Source organism: Streptomyces sp. CHD11 (genome assembly GCF_018638295.1).
Taxonomy (GTDB): domain Bacteria; phylum Actinomycetota; class Actinomycetes; order Streptomycetales; family Streptomycetaceae; genus Streptomyces.
This window is the reverse complement of record NZ_JABTTS010000030.1, coordinates 55,194-72,592: the sequence shown is the minus strand read 5'-3', so window position 1 is coordinate 72,592 and position 17,399 is coordinate 55,194. Positions and strand designations below refer to the sequence as shown.

Annotated in this window: 17 protein-coding genes; 10 read left to right on the top strand and 7 right to left on the bottom strand. The window is 72.3% G+C overall.

The window, feature by feature from the left end:
• Position 1: 1 nt before the first annotated feature.
• From thrC to HTV45_RS26675, 5 genes are all read left to right on the top strand, one after another.
• Positions 2–1,300 (top strand): threonine synthase, encoded by a 1,299-nt coding sequence (gene thrC / locus HTV45_RS26695; RefSeq protein WP_215208443.1) that lies wholly within the window; start codon positions 2–4, stop codon positions 1,298–1,300.
• Between the two features lie 95 nt (positions 1,301–1,395).
• A complete protein-coding gene (locus HTV45_RS26690) occupies positions 1,396–1,671 on the top strand; it encodes a MoaD/ThiS family protein (RefSeq protein WP_215208442.1) in 276 nt (91 codons plus the stop codon).
• Between the two features lie 430 nt (positions 1,672–2,101).
• Entirely contained in the window at positions 2,102–2,305 is a 204-nt protein-coding gene (locus HTV45_RS26685) for a cold-shock protein (RefSeq protein WP_004929928.1), read from the top strand.
• A gap of 384 nt (positions 2,306–2,689) precedes the next feature.
• The gene (groL, locus tag HTV45_RS26680) at positions 2,690–4,312 is read left to right on the top strand and encodes a chaperonin GroEL (RefSeq protein WP_215208441.1); all 1,623 of its coding nucleotides are present in this window, start codon (positions 2,690–2,692) and stop codon (positions 4,310–4,312) included.
• A gap of 225 nt (positions 4,313–4,537) precedes the next feature.
• Positions 4,538–6,010 carry an MFS transporter gene (locus HTV45_RS26675; RefSeq protein ID WP_215208440.1) on the top strand — a complete coding sequence of 491 codons (1,473 nt, stop codon included), beginning with the start codon at positions 4,538–4,540 and terminating at the stop codon, positions 6,008–6,010.
• 263 nt (positions 6,011–6,273) lie between these two features.
• On the opposite strand, the gene HTV45_RS26670 is transcribed toward HTV45_RS26675, so the two are convergent.
• The 3 genes from HTV45_RS26670 to HTV45_RS26660 all read right to left on the bottom strand — a co-directional run bounded on the left by HTV45_RS26670 (position 6,274) and on the right by HTV45_RS26660 (position 8,883).
• Positions 6,274–6,843: a hypothetical protein gene (locus HTV45_RS26670; RefSeq protein ID WP_215208439.1), complete on the bottom strand. Its 570-nt coding sequence runs from the start codon at positions 6,841–6,843 to the stop codon at positions 6,274–6,276.
• Positions 6,844–6,896: 53 nt separating this feature from the next.
• Positions 6,897–7,832 carry an N-acetylmuramic acid 6-phosphate etherase gene (murQ, locus tag HTV45_RS26665; RefSeq protein WP_215208438.1) on the bottom strand — a complete coding sequence of 312 codons (936 nt, stop codon included), beginning with the start codon at positions 7,830–7,832 and terminating at the stop codon, positions 6,897–6,899.
• A 103-nt stretch (positions 7,833–7,935) separates the two neighbouring features.
• Positions 7,936–8,883, bottom strand: coding sequence for a MurR/RpiR family transcriptional regulator (locus tag HTV45_RS26660; protein ID WP_215208437.1), 948 nt, complete (start codon positions 8,881–8,883; stop codon positions 7,936–7,938).
• A 65-nt stretch (positions 8,884–8,948) separates the two neighbouring features.
• Here HTV45_RS26660 and HTV45_RS26655 point away from each other — a divergent pair, with 65 nt between their 5' ends.
• Both HTV45_RS26655 and HTV45_RS26650 read left to right on the top strand, forming a co-directional pair.
• Positions 8,949–9,380, top strand: a complete 432-nt coding sequence (locus HTV45_RS26655) for a hypothetical protein (protein WP_251692808.1) — start codon at positions 8,949–8,951, stop codon at positions 9,378–9,380.
• The gene (locus HTV45_RS26650; protein ID WP_215208436.1) at positions 9,377–9,655 is read left to right on the top strand and encodes a DUF4031 domain-containing protein; all 279 of its coding nucleotides are present in this window, start codon (positions 9,377–9,379) and stop codon (positions 9,653–9,655) included. Before HTV45_RS26655 ends, HTV45_RS26650 begins: the two co-directional genes overlap by 4 nt.
• Here the strand turns inward: HTV45_RS26650 and HTV45_RS26645 are convergent.
• On the bottom strand, positions 9,637–10,722 hold the full coding sequence (locus HTV45_RS26645) for a GNAT family N-acetyltransferase (protein ID WP_251692796.1): 1,086 nt from the start codon (positions 10,720–10,722) through the stop codon (positions 9,637–9,639). The two genes, HTV45_RS26650 and HTV45_RS26645, sit on opposite strands and share 19 nt — an antisense overlap.
• A 10-nt stretch (positions 10,723–10,732) precedes the next feature.
• On the bottom strand, positions 10,733–11,398 hold the full coding sequence (locus HTV45_RS26640) for a hypothetical protein (protein WP_215208435.1): 666 nt from the start codon (positions 11,396–11,398) through the stop codon (positions 10,733–10,735).
• Between the two features lie 116 nt (positions 11,399–11,514).
• Between HTV45_RS26640 and HTV45_RS26635 the strand changes: the two genes are divergently transcribed.
• Together HTV45_RS26635 and HTV45_RS26630 are read left to right on the top strand one after the other, a co-directional pair.
• Positions 11,515–12,195 (top strand): maleylpyruvate isomerase family mycothiol-dependent enzyme, encoded by a 681-nt coding sequence (locus HTV45_RS26635; protein ID WP_215208434.1) that lies wholly within the window; start codon positions 11,515–11,517, stop codon positions 12,193–12,195.
• A 131-nt stretch (positions 12,196–12,326) separates the two neighbouring features.
• Positions 12,327–13,016 (top strand): copper homeostasis protein CutC, encoded by a 690-nt coding sequence (locus tag HTV45_RS26630; RefSeq protein ID WP_215208433.1) that lies wholly within the window; start codon positions 12,327–12,329, stop codon positions 13,014–13,016.
• A gap of 102 nt (positions 13,017–13,118) precedes the next feature.
• Here the strand turns inward: HTV45_RS26630 and HTV45_RS26625 are convergent, their stop codons facing one another.
• A complete protein-coding gene (locus tag HTV45_RS26625) occupies positions 13,119–15,197 on the bottom strand; it encodes an AAA family ATPase (protein ID WP_215208432.1) in 2,079 nt (692 codons plus the stop codon).
• A 187-nt stretch (positions 15,198–15,384) separates the two neighbouring features.
• Positions 15,385–16,296, bottom strand: coding sequence for a helix-turn-helix domain-containing protein (locus tag HTV45_RS26620; protein WP_215208431.1), 912 nt, complete (start codon positions 16,294–16,296; stop codon positions 15,385–15,387).
• A 94-nt stretch (positions 16,297–16,390) separates the two neighbouring features.
• On the opposite strand from HTV45_RS26620, the gene HTV45_RS26615 reads away from it, so the two are divergent.
• Positions 16,391–17,263, top strand: a complete 873-nt coding sequence (locus HTV45_RS26615; RefSeq protein ID WP_215208430.1) for an aldo/keto reductase family oxidoreductase — start codon at positions 16,391–16,393, stop codon at positions 17,261–17,263.
• The last annotated feature ends 136 nt before the right edge of the window (positions 17,264–17,399 follow it).

Below are 17,399 nucleotides of genomic sequence, written 5' to 3'. Positions count from 1 at the left end.
CATGGCTGTGCAGACTGTCGCAAGTACCACCCGCTCCGCCGCCGCGGACACCGTCGACCTGGGCCCCGCCGCCGCGCTCTCCTGCCGCGAATGCGGTCACCGCGTGCCTCTCGGTCCGGTCTTCGCCTGCGAGGAGTGTTTCGGCCCGCTGGAGATCGCCTACGACTTCTCGGCGTACGACGCCGAAGAGCTCCTCAAGCGGATCGAAGCGGGACCGGCGAACATCTGGCGCTACGCGCCCCTGCTGCCCGTTCCGGCGGACGTGGCGACCAAGCCGAACATCAACCCCGGCTGGACCAAGCTCGTCCAGGCCGACAACCTCGCCCGCGAGCTCGGGGCCGACCCCGGCAAGCTGTTCGTCAAGGACGACTCCGGCAACCCCACGCACTCCTTCAAGGACCGCGTCGTCGCCCAGGCCATCGAGGCCGCCCGTGCCTTCGGCTTCACCACCCTCTCCTGCTCCTCCACCGGCAACCTGGCCGGCGCGGTCGGTGCCGCCGCCGCCCGGGCGGGTTTCCGCTCCTGCGTGTTCATCCCGCACGACCTGGAGCAGGGCAAGGTCGTCATGGCCGCCGTCTACGGCGGCGAGCTCGTCGGCATCGAGGGCAACTACGACGACGTGAACCGTTTCTGCTCCGAGCTGATCGGCGACCCGGCCGGCGAGGGCTGGGGCTTCGTCAACGTCAACCTGCGGCCGTACTACGCGGAGGGTTCCAAGACCCTCGCCTACGAGATCTGCGAGCAGCTCGGCTGGCGGCTCCCGGACCAGCTCGTCGTCCCGATCGCCTCCGGCTCGCAGCTCACGAAGATCGACAAGGGGCTGCAGGAGCTGATCCGGCTCGGCCTGGTCGAGGACAGGCCGTACAAGATCTTCGGCGCGCAGGCCGAGGGGTGCTCGCCGGTGTCCACCGCCTACAAGGCGGGGCACGACGTCGTCCGGCCGCAGAAGCCCGACACGATCGCCAAGTCGCTGGCGATCGGGAACCCGGCGGACGGTCCGTACGTGCTGGACATCGCCCGGCGCACGGGCGGTGCGGTCGAGGACGTGGACGACGGGCAGATCGTCGACGCGATCCGGCTGCTCGCGCGGACGGAGGGGATCTTCGCGGAGACCGCCGGCGGTGTGACGGTCGGGGTCGCCAGGAAGCTCTTCGAGAGCGGGGCGCTCGACCCGTCCCTGACCACGGTCGTGCTGAACACGGGGGACGGTCTGAAGACCCTGGACGCGGTGGCCGGCACGGGGATGACCGCGACCATCCGTCCCAGCCTGGAGTCGTTCCGTGAGGCCGGGCTCGGCTGAGTCGGTCCCTTCCCGTCCGCGGCGCCGTCATGGCGGAGCCGCACGGCCGTACCATCCCCGCGCCCCCTGGGGCGTCATCTGACCGGAGGTTTGTTGTGAGCGTTACTGTTCGGATCCCGACCATCCTGCGTACCTACACCGGCGGCAGCGCCGAGGTGAGCGCCGAGGGGGCGACCCTCGGGGAGGTCATCTCCGACCTGGAGAAGAACCACACCGGGATCGCCGCCCGGGTGCTGGACGACCAGGGCAAGCTGCGCCGGTTCGTCAATGTCTACGTCAATGACGACGACGTGCGGTTCGAGCAGGGCCTGGAGACGGCGACCCCGGACGGGGCCGGCGTGTCGATCATTCCGGCGGTCGCCGGCGGCTGATCATTACCTTCGGTAATGACGGTTACCGAGTGTCGAGGACTTTGCCCCCTCCGTGAGAGATGCGGAGGGGGCAATTCCATGGGGTTGAGCGCGATAGAGTTGGGGAACGCGCTCCCGGTCCTCTGATCGAGGATCTTGAATTCCTTCCGTACGCCCGACTGGATGTAGCCAAAGTGCGGGCGTACTTCGCGGCATTTGTGACGTTCGCCCGGCCCGACTTGCCCTGAGATCGTGCGAATTCTCGCCACATTCCGGACCGGCGTCGTCCAGATTTCTCGTCCGATTGACCTGTTGCAGACGGCAGTTGGACAGATACATTCAGCCGCGGTCGACGCGTTCCGGCGCACGCCCCCAACCGTTGGGGGGTGAGGTCTGACCCGGATTCGCGAAGTGCGGATCTGTGCAAGGGCCAGTAATAGGGGAGTTAGGCATGGCTCAGGGCACCGTCAAGTGGTTCAACGCGGAGAAGGGGTACGGCTTCATCGCGGTCGACGGTGGTGCGGATGTTTTCGTCCACTACAGCGCGATTCAGATGGACGGCTACCGCACCCTCGAAGAAGGCCAGCGGGTCGAGTTCGAGATCTCGCAGGGTCAGAAGGGCCCACAGGCCGACATGGTTCGTCTCAGCGCCTGAACGCGCTGCCAACCACCAGCGTCTTCTGCTGACGAAGGGCCCGTACCTCCCGGGGTACGGGCCCTTCGCCGTGCCCGCCGACGCCCGCGAACACGTGTTCGCGCGCGGCTGAGAGCCCGTCCGTGCCCCATGGGCGCTTGCGCCCACCCGTCACCCGACCACCACCCCCCGACGAGCCCGCTTCGCGGGCGCACCTTGCACTCGGGTGGGTCGAGTGCTAATCATTGGCGTTAGCACTCTGATGGTGAGAGTGACAACGAAGGACCGGGTCGGTGAGGCCCGCAGGCCGTGTGGGGCAAGGAACCACAGGGCCGGCGAGCCGTCCGTCGCGGGCGCGGGCGCGGTCCGAAGGAATCACCCCCAGTCCTGGAGGGACCACTTCACATGGCCAAGATCATCGCGTTCGACGAGGAGGCGCGGCGCGGCCTCGAGCGCGGCATGAACCAGCTCGCGGACGCCGTCAAGGTGACGCTCGGCCCCAAGGGCCGCAACGTCGTCCTCGAGAAGAAGTGGGGCGCTCCCACGATCACCAACGATGGTGTGTCCATCGCCAAGGAGATCGAGCTCGAGGACCCGTACGAGAAGATCGGCGCCGAGCTGGTCAAGGAAGTCGCCAAGAAGACGGACGACGTCGCCGGTGACGGTACGACCACCGCGACCGTTCTCGCCCAGGCCCTGGTCAAGGAGGGCCTGCGCAACGTAGCCGCCGGCGCCAACCCGATGGCCCTCAAGCGTGGTATCGAGAAGGCCGTCGAGGCCGTCTCGGGTGCCCTGCTCGAGCAGGCGAAGGATGTCGAGACCAAGGAGCAGATCGCCTCCACGGCCTCCATCTCCGCCGCCGACACCCAGATCGGCGAGCTCATCGCCGAGGCCATGGACAAGGTCGGCAAGGAAGGCGTCATCACCGTCGAGGAGTCCCAGACCTTCGGTCTGGAGCTCGAGCTCACCGAGGGTATGCGCTTCGACAAGGGCTACATCTCGGCGTACTTCGCCACCGACATGGAGCGTATGGAGGCCGTCCTCGACGACCCGTACATCCTGATCGCCAACTCCAAGATCTCCAACGTCAAGGACCTGCTCCCGCTCCTGGAGAAGGTCATGCAGGGCGGCAAGCCGCTGCTGATCATCGCCGAGGACGTCGAGGGCGAGGCCCTGTCGACCCTGGTCGTCAACAAGATCCGCGGCACCTTCAAGTCCGTCGCCGTCAAGGCCCCGGGCTTCGGCGACCGCCGCAAGGCCATGCTCGGCGACATCGCCATCCTCACGGGCGGCGAGGTCATCTCCGAGGAGGTCGGCCTCAAGCTGGAGAACGCCACGATCGACCTGCTGGGCAAGGCGCGCAAGGTCGTCATCACCAAGGACGAGACCACCATCGTCGACGGTGCCGGCTCCGCCGACCAGGTCCAGGGCCGGGTCAACCAGATCCGCGCCGAGATCGAGAACAGCGACTCGGACTACGACCGCGAGAAGCTGCAGGAGCGCCTGGCGAAGCTCGCCGGCGGTGTCGCGGTCATCAAGGCCGGTGCCGCCACCGAGGTGGAGCTCAAGGAGCGCAAGCACCGCATCGAGGACGCCGTGCGCAACGCCAAGGCGGCCGTCGAGGAGGGCATCGTCGCCGGTGGTGGCGTGGCCCTGCTGCAGGCCACCCAGGTCTTCGAGAAGCTGGAGCTCGAGGGTGACGAGGCGACCGGCGCCAACGCCGTGAAGCTCGCCCTGGAGGCCCCGCTGAAGCAGATCGCCGTCAACGGTGGTCTCGAGGGCGGCGTCGTCGTGGAGAAGGTCCGCAACCTTCAGGTCGGTCACGGTCTGAACGCCGCGACCGGCGAGTACGTCGACATGATCGCCGAAGGCATCATCGACCCGGCGAAGGTGACCCGTTCCGCGCTGCAGAACGCCGCCTCCATCGCCGCGCTGTTCCTCACCACCGAGGCCGTCATCGCCGACAAGCCGGAGAAGAACGCGGCCCCGGCCGGCGGCGGCATGCCGGGCGGTGACATGGACTTCTGATCCCTTCGGGATCGGATCCGTCCGTAGCGTGACCGAGGGCGGCACCCCTGCTTCGAGCGGGGGTGCCGCCCTCGGGCGTTGGGCGCCCTCCCGAGGGCGGACCGGGCCGGGGCGTCGTCATCCTCCCGTCATGCGCAGGTCGCGCGACTTTAACTTGCTTAAGTCAATCAATCGTCATAAAGTTGCCTGAGTCAAATAGACCTGAGTCATCACGGAGACCTCCTCATGTCCGACGCACCCGCCCGATCCGCCACGACCGGCACCGCCGCGCCGCCCAGGACAGGGGCCGTGGTGGCCGTGCTCGCCTTCAGCGGCATCGTGGTCTCACTGATGCAGACCCTGGTGATCCCGATCGTGGGGCAGCTGCCGCGGTACCTGAACGCCTCCGCGTCGGACGCCGCCTGGGCCATCACCGCCACCCTGCTCGCCGCCGCCGTCGCCACCCCGGTCATGGGCCGGCTCGGCGACATGTACGGCAAGCGCCGCATGCTGCTGTTCAGCATGTTCATGCTGGTCGTGGGCTCCGTGGTCGCCGGATTCAGCGACAGCCTGGTCCCGATGATCGTCGGCCGCGCCCTGCAGGGTCTCTCCTCCGGGGTGATCCCGCTGGGCATCAGCATCCTGCGCGACGAACTCCCCGCGGAGAAGCTGGGCTCGGCCACCGCGATGATCAGCGCCTCGCTCGGCGTCGGCGGCGCCCTCGGCCTGCCCGTCTCCGCGCTCATCGCCGACAACTTCGACTGGCACGCGCTGTTCTGGACCTCCGCCGTGCTGGGCGTGGTCGCACTGATCGCGGTGCTGGCCCTCGTACCGGAGTCGAAGGTGCGCACCGGGGGCCGGTTCGACCTGGCCGGCGCGGTCGGTATGGCGGCCGGTCTGGTCTGCCTGCTGCTGGCGATCTCCAAGGGCGGCGACTGGGGCTGGACGAGCGGCACCACCCTCGGCCTGTTCGCGGCGGCCGTCGTCATCCTGGTGGCCTGGGGCTTCTTCGAACTGCGCGGTGACCAGCCGCTGGTGGACCTGCGCAGCACGGCCCGTCCCCAGGTGCTGATCACCAACCTCGCCTCGATCGCCATCGGCTTCGCGATGTTCTCGATGTCCCTGGTCATCCCGCAGGTGCTCCAGCTGCCGGAGGCCACCGGTTACGGCCTCGGCCAGTCGCTGCTGGCGGCCGGACTGGTCATGGCGCCGTCCGGCCTGGTGATGATGGCGCTGGCCCCGGTCTCCGCGCTCGTCTCGCGCGCCAAGGGGCCGAAGGTGACGCTGATGACCGGTGCGCTGATCGTGGCCGCCGGCTACGGCCTGAACGTCCTGCTGATGGCCGAGGTCTGGCACTTCGTGCTGGCGTCCTGCGTCATCGGCGCCGGTATCGGCTTCTGCTACGGCGCGATGCCCACGCTGATCATGGGTGCGGTGCCCGCCTCCGAGACGGGTGCCGCCAACGCCCTCAACACCCTGATGCGGTCCATCGGTACGTCCGTCGCGAGCGCTGTCGCCGGTGTGGTGCTGGCGCAGATGACCACGGAGTTCGGCGGGTTCGCGCTGCCGTCCGAGGACGCGTTCCGGACGGTGCTGGCGCTCGGGGCCGGGGCGGCGCTGCTGGGGTTCGTCATCGCCGCGTTCATTCCGCGGGCGGCGGCGGGCGGCGCGGAGGATGCCGTCGCCGGCGGGCGGGTGCCGGAGACCGTGAAGGCGTAGCCGGGTACATCGGCAGGCGTGCGGCCGCTGTCCCGGGTGGGTCCGGGGCGGTGGCCGTCTGTCGTGCGGGGTGCGGGGTGCGGGGTGCGGCTGGGTGGGGGTGGGGGTGGTGCGGGTCGGGTGTCGCCCCCGCCGCCCCTTCCCTTCCCGTCCCGGGGGGGGGGGGGGGGGGGGGGGTCGCCCCCGCCGCCCCTTCCCTTCCCGTCCCCGGGGGCGCTGCCCCCGGACCCCCGTTTGCGCAGTTCTCCGCGTCCCGGGGGGCGTCAGAGGTTGCCCATGGGTTCGATGTCGATTCGGACCGGGGTGCCCCACACACGCAGTACCTCGTAGTCGGTGAACTCGTGCACGAGGCGGTAGGCCATGGCGGGGCGGGGGCCGCGTCGCTCGGCCGCGATGAACAGTTCGGCCTCGCGGCGGTCCCGGCGCGGGGTGCCGCAGAGCTGCCACGTCTGTCCGTTCCACAGCTCCGGCAGCCAGCGCTGCTGGGGCTGCGGCCGGTCGCCGCGCACCCCGTACCGGGACTGCGCGGGCTCGACGGGCGGGGCGTGCGGCGCGGGGCCGTTGAACTCGGAGCGGCGGGCGGTGCGGCGCCGGGTCTCGCACAGCAGGCACAGGTCGGGGGCGCTCTTGTCGACGGGCCCCGTGGGATGCTCGGCGCAGCGCGTGCTGGGCACGGCCGTGGTGACGGTCTCCTCCAGCAGGTCCAGGGCCCGCCGCAGATCGTCCTTCACTTCGTGCAGCCGGCCGTCCGGGGTGTCGGCGGAGAGCGCCTCGCCGTGCTCCCCGAGGACACGCAGGGCTCGGCCCAGTGCGGTGAGCTGCGCGTGGTTCATGGTGGGGCTCCAGGTGGGGGAAGGGTCCAGTATCCCTCCCCGTGGCTCGGGCGTCAGTCCGCCGCCGCGGCCAGTGCGGCGCGCAGATGACCGGCGGACTCCGAGAGGAGACGGGCGGCGGTGGGGCCGTCCACGCCGGTCAGCAGGACCAGGATCGCGTTCTTGACCTCGCCGTCGGTGGCGGCCAGCGCACGCTCGACGGCGTCGTCGTCCGCTCCCGTCACCTGGGCGACGATACGGCGGGAGCGGGCACGCAGCTTCTCGTTCGAGGCCCGGACGTCGACCATCCAGTTCCCGTACGTCTTGCCCAGCCGGATCATCGTGATCGTCGACAGCATGTTGAGGACGAGCTTCTGGGCCGTGCCGGCCTTGAGGCGGGTGGAGCCGGTGAGGAACTCCGGGCCCACGACGACCTCGATGCCGTGCTCGGCCACGGCCGCCAGCGCGCTGCCCCGGTTGCAGGCAAGGCCGACGGTGAGGGCACCGCGGGCGCGGGCGTACGCGACGGCGCCGATCGGGTACGGGGTGCGGCCGGAGGCGGAGATCCCGACCACCGTGTCGTCGGCGGTCAGCCCCAGCGCGGCCAGGTCGGACTCGGCCAGCTCGGGGGAGTCCTCGGCACCCTCCACCGAGGTGACCACGGCCCCCGGGCCGCCCGCGATCAGGCCGACGACCCGCGCCGGGTCGGTGTTGAACGTCGGCGGGCACTCGGAGGCGTCCAGTACGCCCAGCCGTCCGGCGGTGCCCGCGCCCGCGTAGATCAGCCGCCCGCCGCGGGCCATCCGCTCGGCGACGGCGTCGATCGCGCCGGCGATCTGCGGCAGCCGCTCGGCCACGGCGCCGGCCACCGAGGCGTCCTCCCGGTTCATCAGCCGGGCGATCTCGAGCGTGGGCAACCGGTCGACGCCGGCCAGCTCCGGCCGGTGTGCCTCGGTGGTCAGCGTCTCCAGCTGGGAGCGGAGGTCGCGGTTGTGAGAGGTAGAAGTCATGGCGGTGTCTTTCCGGCTCAGGGTTGGGCGGCCTGCCTCAGGGGCGCGGGGAACTGCGCGATCGACCACGGGACCACCCGCGGCCGACAACGACCACCCGCCGTCACGGCGCTCTGCGCACCGACCGGTGCCGATGCGCCAACGCTTCGTAGGAAGCGGCCAGCGCGGGCGCCGCCGCTTCGTACGTCCGCTGGGCGACGCCCACGAACAGGCAGTCCACCACCAGGAGCTGCCCCGTCCGGGAGGACATCGCGGCCGGGCGGAGCTCGCTCTCGCGGGCGGTGGAGGTGGTCAGGATGTGGTCGGCGTACTGCGTGACGGGGCTGTCCGGGCGGCCGGTGACCGCGACCGTCGTCGCCCCGCGCTCGAAGGCCACCCGGAGCGGCTCGATGACGTCCCCGGTCGACCCGGAGTGGGTGATGGCGATGGCCACGTCCCCCGGGCGCAGCTGCACCGCGTTGGTGACGGCGAGGTGCGGATCGCTGTGGGCGTGCGCCAGCAGGCCTATGCGCAGCAGTTTCTGGGTGAGGTCCTGGGCGACGAGCCCCGACGCGCCGACGCCGTACACATCCGTGCGGCGGGCGCCGGCCAGGGCGGACACGGCGGCGGTGAGCTGCGTGGTGTCCAGGCCGGCCGCGGTGTCGGCGAGGGTCTGCTGCTCGTCGTAGGCGAGCTTGGCCACCACGTCGGCTATGGGGTCGTCCACCGCGATGTCCGTGGTGATGGCGGGTGCCCGCCCGGACTGCTGCTGGGCGGCGAGCCCGGCCAGGGCCAGGCGCAGATCGCGGTAGCCGGGGTAGCCGAGCAGCCGCGCGGTGCGCACGACGGTGGCCTCACTGGTGCCGGTGAGTCCGGCGAGCCCGGTGACCGTGAGGGCCGCGCAGCCCGCCGGGTCGTCGGCGACGGCCTCGGCGACCCGCTGCATGGAGCGGGTCATCGACGGGGCCAGCGTGCGCACCTTGGCGGCGAGGGCGGCGGGTGCGGGCGGCGGAGGCGGCGCGGGAGCGGGGCCCGGACCGCCCCCGAAAATTTCCTTCACTTCATCGGTCACATGATGAAAGATATTTTCGTTCCGGCATCGCGGTCAAGAGTGCGCACAATAGGGGCATGGACGGCATGGACCCCCAGCATCCCCCAGGCGGACCCGGCGTGCCCGGGGAACCCGGCGAACCCGGCCGCCACCCGATCGGCCCCCTCGAACAGGCGCTGCACGCGGCGCGCGCCCTCGTGCTCGCCGATCTGGTCGCGCGCGAGGTCGCCGAGGCGGACGTGGTGTCCCTGGTCGAGGACTCCGTGACGCACCGGCGCTGGTGGGTCGAGCAGTGGCCGGACGGCGCCGGATTCCTCGCCGGACTGGTCGCCCAGGACGTCCAGGACGCCCTGCTGGAGCGGTACGGCCGCTGGCCGCTCTGCCCGGTGTGTCCCGCCGGTGACCCGCACGCGCTGGAGGTGGAGCCGGAACTCGGCCCCGACCCGCACTGGGTGTGCCACAAGGCGGGAGTGAAGGTCGCGGCGGTCGGCGGCCTGGGCGGAGCGGCGTCCTCGTGACCGTGTACATCGACCCGCCCACCTGGCCGGGCCACGGCCGGCTCTGGTCCCACCTCGTCAGCGATGTCTCCTACGCCGAACTGCACACCTTCGCCGACCGCCTGGGCGTGCCCCGCCGGGCCTTCGAGCGCGACCACTACGACATCCCCCAGTACCGGTACCCGGACGCGGTCCGCGCCGGGGCGCTCGAGGTCAGCAGCCGCGAGGTGGTGCGGCTGCTGCACGGTGCGGGACTGCGGCGGCGCAAGGGGGCGGCTCAGCCGCGCAGTTCGTAGGAGATCTGTCTCACGTCCTCACAGACCCGGGTGAAGCCGGCCCGCGCGACGACCTTCTGCGAGGGCACGTTCCCGTGGCCGACGACGGCGGCCACGGTCCGTACGCCGTCCTGCTCCAGTGCCCAGGCCGACAGGGCGCGCAGCGCCTCGGTGGCGTAACCGTGGCCGCGGGCGCCCACGACGAGGTCGTAGCCGATCTCGACCCGGCCGTCCGCGTCGGGGACGGTGTGGAAGCCCATCGCGCCCACCGCGCGGTCGTCCTCCCGGCGGACCAGCACGTACATGCCCCACTCGGGGTGGAACACGCCCTCCCCGTACTGCTTCACCATCATCCCCGCGCCCTCGCGCGTGCCGTCGGCGGCGCTCCCGCCGACCCACTCGTAGCCGCCGTCCCCCGCCAGGGAGAGGCCGGCGGCGGTCGCCGGGGTGACGCCCTCCATGGTCAGGCGCTCCGACCGGAGCACCGGGTTGTTGCTCCACCGCCATCCGGTGACGGGTTCCCGGCCCGGCAGGTCACCGCGTCCGGTCGCCCACAGCAGGGTCTCCCACGGCGTCGGGCCGGGCCGCACCCGCGGGAAGAGCCGGGTCAGGACGAAGGAGGCCAGCTCGGCGGGCGGCTCGTAGCCGGCGCCCAGCCCCTCGGCGACGTCGTGCGTGTGCAGCAGCACCTCGGCCACGCCCATCGCGGCGAAACCCTCGCGGTTCGCGTGCCGGAAGGGGTACGGGTGGAAGGCGCGGACCGCACGCGGGGTGGTGCGGATCGCGGCCGCGAGCAGAGCGCCGGTGGTGCTGATCGCCTGGAGGGTGCCCTCGTTGTCGGCCGGGTCCAGTCCGTCCTCGCTGCCGTCGAGGGTGATCTCGAAGGGCACGTACGCGTCCTGCGCCCGGCCGGCGAGCTGTCCCGCGTACGCGACCAGATCGCTCGCGATGTGCGCCGCCGTCTCCCGGCAGCTCCACTCCAGCCGCCCGGCCGCCGCCTTCCTCCAGTCCCGGTCGGTGACCGGCCCCAGCGCCGCCACGCAGTGCGCGACGGCCTCCTCCACCTGTTCCGCTCCCACAGCACGCATGCGGGGCAGGCTAGGCGGGCGGTGCCGCCGGGGTCGACAGCATTTCCAGCTCGCCCCGCAGGTTGTAGCGGGCGGTGGCCTCCCAGCGCTCCTGCCCGTGGGGCGTACGGAACAGCCGGGGCAGGGCGAGGAGCTGCCGCAGTACGTCCGCCCGGCCCGCCCGGAAGGCGTCGTTCGGCACGAAGGAGTACTCCTCGCGGACGGCGGCGGTGTAGGCGGCGTACGACGACGGCGGCGCGGCGAGGATCGCCAGGTCGGCGTCGCACAGCACCTGGCCGTCGCGGTCGTCGCCCGCCGGATCGTGCGTGACGGTGAGCCGGACCAGCCGCGCCACCTCGGCGGTCCTCCCGGCCGGCACCCCGGCCTCGGGCAGGGCCCGCTCGGCGAGCCGGGCCGAACGCTCCTCGTTCTCGGACCGGTCCGGCAGGTACACGGCGTCGTGGAACCAGGCGGCCAGCCGGACGGCGTCCGGGTCCCGCGCGTGGTCCGCCAGCTCGTCGACGTGGTCGAGGACCGCCGTGAGGTGGGTCAGCGTGTGGTAGCGCCGCTGCGGCTCCTGCCAGCGCCCGAGCAGGTCGTCGGCGTACGGCGCCGGGTCGGGACCGGTCCCCCCGGGCCCGCGGGCTCCTTCCAGGGCGCGGGCGAATCGGGCACGCAGGGCTTCGGTGTCGGCCATGCGCCCATTGTCCCCACCGTGCGCCGCGGGCGGTGACCGGTGGCCTGGAGGAACTCGCCGCGCGGTCCTGACGGAGGCCTCGGTTCCGGCGCCGCCCAGGCTCTAGCGTGGACGGCATGACGACTCCTGCGGATGTGACGGACGTACGAGACCCCGAACTGCCCGGGCGGCTGCTGACGGTCGAGCGGGACGCGCTGATCCCGCTGCTGCGGGGGAGGAGCGAAGAGGACTTCGCGCTGCCGGTCGCGGCGTGCCCGGGATGGACCGTGCGGGATGTGCTGGCGCACTGCTCGGCGGCGCTGTCCCGGGTGGTGGAGAGCCGGTTCGAGAAGGGCGTGTTCTCGCCCGAGAGCAATGAGCGGGATATCGCCGAGCGGGCCGGCTGGACGAACGCCCGGATCCTGGACGAGCTGGAGCGCGGGATGACCGGGGCCGGTCCGCTGATCGCCGGGGCGGGCGGGCTGCTGGACGGCCTCGCGCTGGGCGAGTGGGTGCACGCCGGGGACGTACGGGCCGCACTCGGCGAACCTGACGCGTACGGGGGCGCGGGACTCCCGTACGCGCTGGTGCTGCTGGCGCAGTCCACGAGCCGGGCGGGGCACGTGTCCCTGCACGCCGACCTGGACGACGTCGACGAGCCGCTGCGGCTGGGTGGCACCTCGGGGGAGCGTCCCCCGGCCCGCTTCATCGGCGACGGACCGACGCTCGTACGGCTGTACGCGGGGCGCCCGGTGGACGGTGCCGCGTACGAGCTGGCCGGGGTGGAGGCGGCGGAACTGAACATCTTCGGGGACTGAGCGGAGGGCGGGGGAGCCCTGCGGGGGCGGCCGGGCTAGGCTTGGATTGGACTAGACCTGTAGTGGACAGATCTGTATCCGTACCTGTCCCGCAGCAGACCGAGCCGACCGAGTCCGACGAATGGGGCCCCATGAGCAAGCGTGCAGTCCTGGAGGTGATCGCCCTCGACGCCGAGGACGCGGTGGCCGCCCAGGCCGGAGGTGCGGACCGCCTCGAGCTGGTCACGGACATGGCGGCGGACGGGCTCACCCCGGCGGCGGCGACCGTCGCCGGCATCCGGGCGGCCGTGGATATCCCGGTGCGGGTGATGCTGCGGCCGGCGGACGGTTTCGCGGCCGGTTCCGTGGAGCGGCTGGTGGCTGCCGCGGGTGAGCTGCGCGAGGCCGGGGCGGAGGAGTTCGTGCTCGGTTTTCTCGGCGCGGACGGCGGGGTGGACCTGGCGGCCGTGGAGCGGGTCGCCGGGGCTCTGGGGGGGTGCCGGTGGACGTTCCACCGAGCCATCGACCGGGCCGCGGACCGGACCGCGTTGCGCAAGCAGCTCGCGGACCTTCCCGGGCTGGACACCTACCTGACGGCCGGGGCGGCGGAGGGGGTCGACGCGGGTCTGCCGACGCTGCTGGCGGAGGCGGGGCGGCGGGGGGAGCCGGGATTCGAGCAGCAGCTGCTGGTGGGGGGTGGGCTGCGGTTGGAGCATCTGCCGGCGCTGATGGGTGCCGGGATCGACGCTTTCCACATCGGCGGGGCGGCCCGGCCCCGGGGGTGGGGCGGGCCGGTCGCGGCGGAGGCCGTTGCCGAGTGGCGGCGGGTGCTGGGGGGCTGAGCGGGGGGTGTGCGCGCGGGCCCGGCGCTTGCGGGGTGCCGTCGCGCCCACCCGTGCCGCCCTGCGGCACGACTGCCCGCGGAGGGTGGCGGGCGTCTGTGGTCAGGTGAGTTGGGGTGGGAGGTCCGTGGTGTGGGTGATGGTCAGGCCGGAGACCGCTCGGGTCAGCGTGACGTACAGGCGGCGCAGGCCGGTGCGTTCGTCGGGTTCGGCGTCCACGATCTCCCCGGGTTCGTGCAGGAGGACGTAGTCGTACTCCAGGCCCTTCGCCAGGGAGGCGGGGACCAGGGTCAGGCGGGTGGCGCGGGTGGTCTCCTCGCCGGGGGCGACGTAGGTGATCCCCGCCGCCGTCAGGGCCTCGGCCAGTTCCGGGACACGGGAGTCCGCCGCGATCAGGCCCACCGAGCCCTCGTTGCCGAGCAGTTCGCGGCACGCGGACAGCACGTCGTCCGTTCCCCGGGACCCGCGCACCTCGAAGTGGCCGGGGTTCTCGCGGATCGACGCGACCGGGGCGAGGCCCGGCGCGATGTGCGGGAGCAGCCGGGAGGCGTACCTGATCACGTCCGCCGGGACGCGGAAACCGGCCGTCAGCTCCTCGACGACCGCCTCCTGCTTGCCCAGGTGGAGCAGGGCCTCCTCCCAGCTGCGGGTCGCCCACGGCGTGGTGCCCTGGGCCAGGTCGCCGAGGACCGTCGCCGAACCGGTCGTGCAGCGGCGGCCCACCGCGCGGTACTGCATGGGGGAGAGGTCCTGCGCCTCGTCGAGCACCACGTGGCCGAGGGAGTGCGTGCGCCGGATGAGGTCCGTCGCCTCGTCGATCAGCACCGTGTCCGCCGCCGACCACGCGGCCGACTTCACCGAGCGGGCGGGTTTCGCCCAGAGGATCTCCCGCTGCTCCCGCTCGTCGAGCAGGCCCTCCGCGTGGGCCGCCAGGAACTCCGGGTCGCCCAGCAGCCGCAGCACCAGCTTCGCCGGATCGACGGCGGGCCAGACCGCCTTCACCGCCGCCTTCACCGCCGCGTTGCGCGCCACCGCGTCCTGCACGCGATCGTCCGGCGCCTCGCCCGCCCGCTCCATCCGGACCAGCACGGCGTGCGCGACGCGCTGCGGGAGGGCGTCGCGGGCGGCGCCGTAGCGGATGTCCCGGTCGAGCAACTGCTGGACCAGCTCCTCCAGTTCGTACGCGGGGACCCGCCAGCGGCGTGAGCCGCGGACGACCGTGACCGGTTCGGTGGGCATCGTGACGTGGGAGTAGAGGGCCCGGCGCAGCACCTGGGCCATCCGGGCGTCGCCCTTGATCACCGCCGCCGTCGCGCCGTCCGTCCCGCGCACCTCGACATGGGCCACCAGGTCGTCCACGGTGGCCTGCGCGACGGTCAGTTCGCCCAGGGCGGGGAGCACCTGCTCGATGTAGTGCAGGAAGGACCGGTTCGGGCCGACGACCAGGGTGCCGGTGCGGGCCAGCCGCTCGCGGTGGGCGTAGAGGAGGTAGGCGACCCGGTGCAGGCCGACGGCCGTCTTCCCGGTCCCCGGCCCTCCCTGCACGCAGACGCTGCCGGACAGGCCCGCGCGTACGATCTCGTCCTGCTCCGGCTGGATCGTCGCGACGATGTCCCGCATCGGGCCGACGCGCGGACGCTCGATCTCCCGCTGGAGCAGCCTGCTGGTGGTCGCCGCCTCGGACGGGTCGCAGAGACGCTCGTCCTCGTAGGCGGTGAGGTCGCCGCCGGTGTAGCCGAAGCGACGGCGCAGCGCGATGTCCAGCGGCTCCTTCCTGGACGCCCGGTAGAAGGGCTGCGACACCGGCGCACGCCAGTCGATGACCATCGGGTCGCCGTCCGCGTCGTGCACATGCCGGCGCCCGATGTAGAAGCGCTCCCCTTCCGCGCCTTCCGCCCCCTCGGCGCCGGGCGCGTGCAGGTAGTCGAGGCGGCCGAAGAACAGCGGGGTGCCGCTGAGGTCGGCCAGCGCTTTGACGCGCTCCTCGATCTGATGGTGCAGGGCGGCCGCGTTGACCCAGTTCGCGGTGACGTCGGTGATGTCGAGCGCCTCGACGTCCTCGCGCATGGCGCGCAGCGCGGAGCGGGACGCGGCGAGGTGGGAGCGTTCGCGGGCGAGCGGGCCGTCACCCGCCGGGTCGGAAAAGCCGACGGGTTCATCTACGGGCGTGGACGCGGACAAGGGGGTGCCTCCGGGGAACCTGCTGCTGGCGGTGGTGCGGAATACCGGCCGGTTTCCGTCCGGGCGGCGGCGCTCCGTGAGGGGAGGCGGGGGGACCGGAGATTCTAGGACGCGGGGCCGGAACGGTCCAAACGGTTTTCTGCGCCGAACGGGGGAGGCGGGCCGGGCACGCCCATGACCGCTCCGGTCAGCTCGTACGGGGCGAACCGTCCGCTGCCCGTGCGCCGGGTGCGTCCGCTGTCCGTGCGCCGGGCGCGTCGGCCGGCCGCCGTGCCGGTCCCGTGGTCAGCGAGGCGAGCAGGGCGAGCCGTTCGGCGTCCCCGGTCCCCGGCGCCGCGTGGTAGACCGCGAGCATGACGCCGTCGGGGCCGTCGACGTCCAGTTTGGACATGATGAGATCGAGCTCGCCGACCTGTGGATGGTTCATCCCGATCGGCCCGGTGCCCAGCGGACGCACGTCGTGGCGTGCCCACACCTGCCGGAAATCCTCACTGGCCAGGGAGAGTTCGCCGACGAGCCGGACGATCCGCGGGTCGTCGACATCGGACCCGAGCCGCCGTCGGAAGGCGGCGACGCACCGGGCCGCCGTGTCGGCCCAGTCCGTGTGCAGTGCCTGCTCGGCGGGGTCGAGGAAGAACGACCGGAGCCGGTTCTCCCCCACGCGGATGCTCGGCGCCAGCGCGGTGGCGAGCGGATTGGCCGCGATCACGTCGAGGGACCTGTCGGTCACGAAGGCCGGCAGCCCGATCGCCTCGATCAGCTGGACCGTGGCCGGGGGGACGGCCGGCCGCGGGGTCCGGCGCTGGGCCCGGGGGCGCGGCGCGGCAAGCTGGTGGAGGTAGCCCGTGGCGGTGTCGTCGAGCCGGAGCACCCGGCCGATCGCGTCGAGGACCTGCGCCGACGGGTTGCGGTCACGGCCCTGCTCGAGCCGCAGGTAGTAGTCGGAGCTGATGCCGGCGAGCATGGCCACCTCCTCGCGGCGCAGCCCCGGCACCCGCCGGACCCCGTGGGCCGGCAGTCCCAAGTCCCCGGGTGTCACCAGTTCGCGGCGGGCCCGGAGGTAGTCACCGAGCAGATTCTCCTCAGGCATGTGTTCCATCGTAGGAGTGCCGGGCCGTTCGTCCCTGGCCCTGTCACTCCCAGGATCACCAGGGACCTGGGCCGGACGGCCGGGGGCATGGACGGTGGGGGCCATGAGCACTTCGACCACCTCCCTTCCCGGCGGCACCTGGACGATGGGCGACCTGACCGTCACCCGCTTCGGCTACGGGGCCATGCAACTGGCCGGCCCCGGCGTCATGGGCCCTCCGGACGACCACGACGGCGCGCTCGCGGTCCTGCGCGAAGCCGTACGTCTCGGCATCACCCACATCGACACCGCCGACGCCTACGGGCCGCACATCACCAACCGGCTGATCCGCGAAGCGCTGGACCCCTACCCCGACACGCTGCACATCGTGACCAAGGTGGGTGCGGTGCGCGACGCCCAGGGCGGCTGGCCCCCGGCCCGGGATCCGGACGACCTGCGCCGGTCCGTCCACAGCAACCTCGAGAACCTCGGCGTCGAGAGGCTGGACCTGGTCAACCTCCGGCTCGGCGACGCCGAGGGCCCGCAGCCCGGCTCGCTCGCCAAGGCGTACGGGACCCTCGTCGAGCTCCAGCAGCAGGGACTGATCCGGCATCTCGGCCTGAGCAACGCGACCGCCGACCAGATCGCCGAGGCAGGGACCATCGCCCCGTTCGTCTGCGTGCAGAACCTCTACAACCTCGCCCACCGCCAGGACGACGACCTGGTGGACCGGCTCGCCGAACAGGGCATCGCGTACGTGCCGTTCTTCCCGCTGGGCGGCTTCAGTCCGCTGCAGTCCTCGGCGCTGACCGCCGTGGCCGGCCGGCTCGGCGCCCGCCCGATGTCCGTTGCCCTGGCGTGGCTGCTGCAGCGGTCGCCCAACATCCTGCTGATCCCCGGGACCTCGTCGGTGGCACACCTGCGGGAGAACCTCACCGGCGCGGGCATCGCCCTGTCCGGGAAGGACATCGCCGAGCTGGACTCCATCGGCCGCTGATCCGCTCCGAAGCGACCGCGGCTGTCGCCGGCACCATCAGGACCGGGTCGTTCCCCTAGGGGGCGGCCCGTCCGGCCTGAGGGCTACGGGTCGTTCCGGAGGCGTACCCGGGAGGACCGTGAATCGGTCCCTTCGA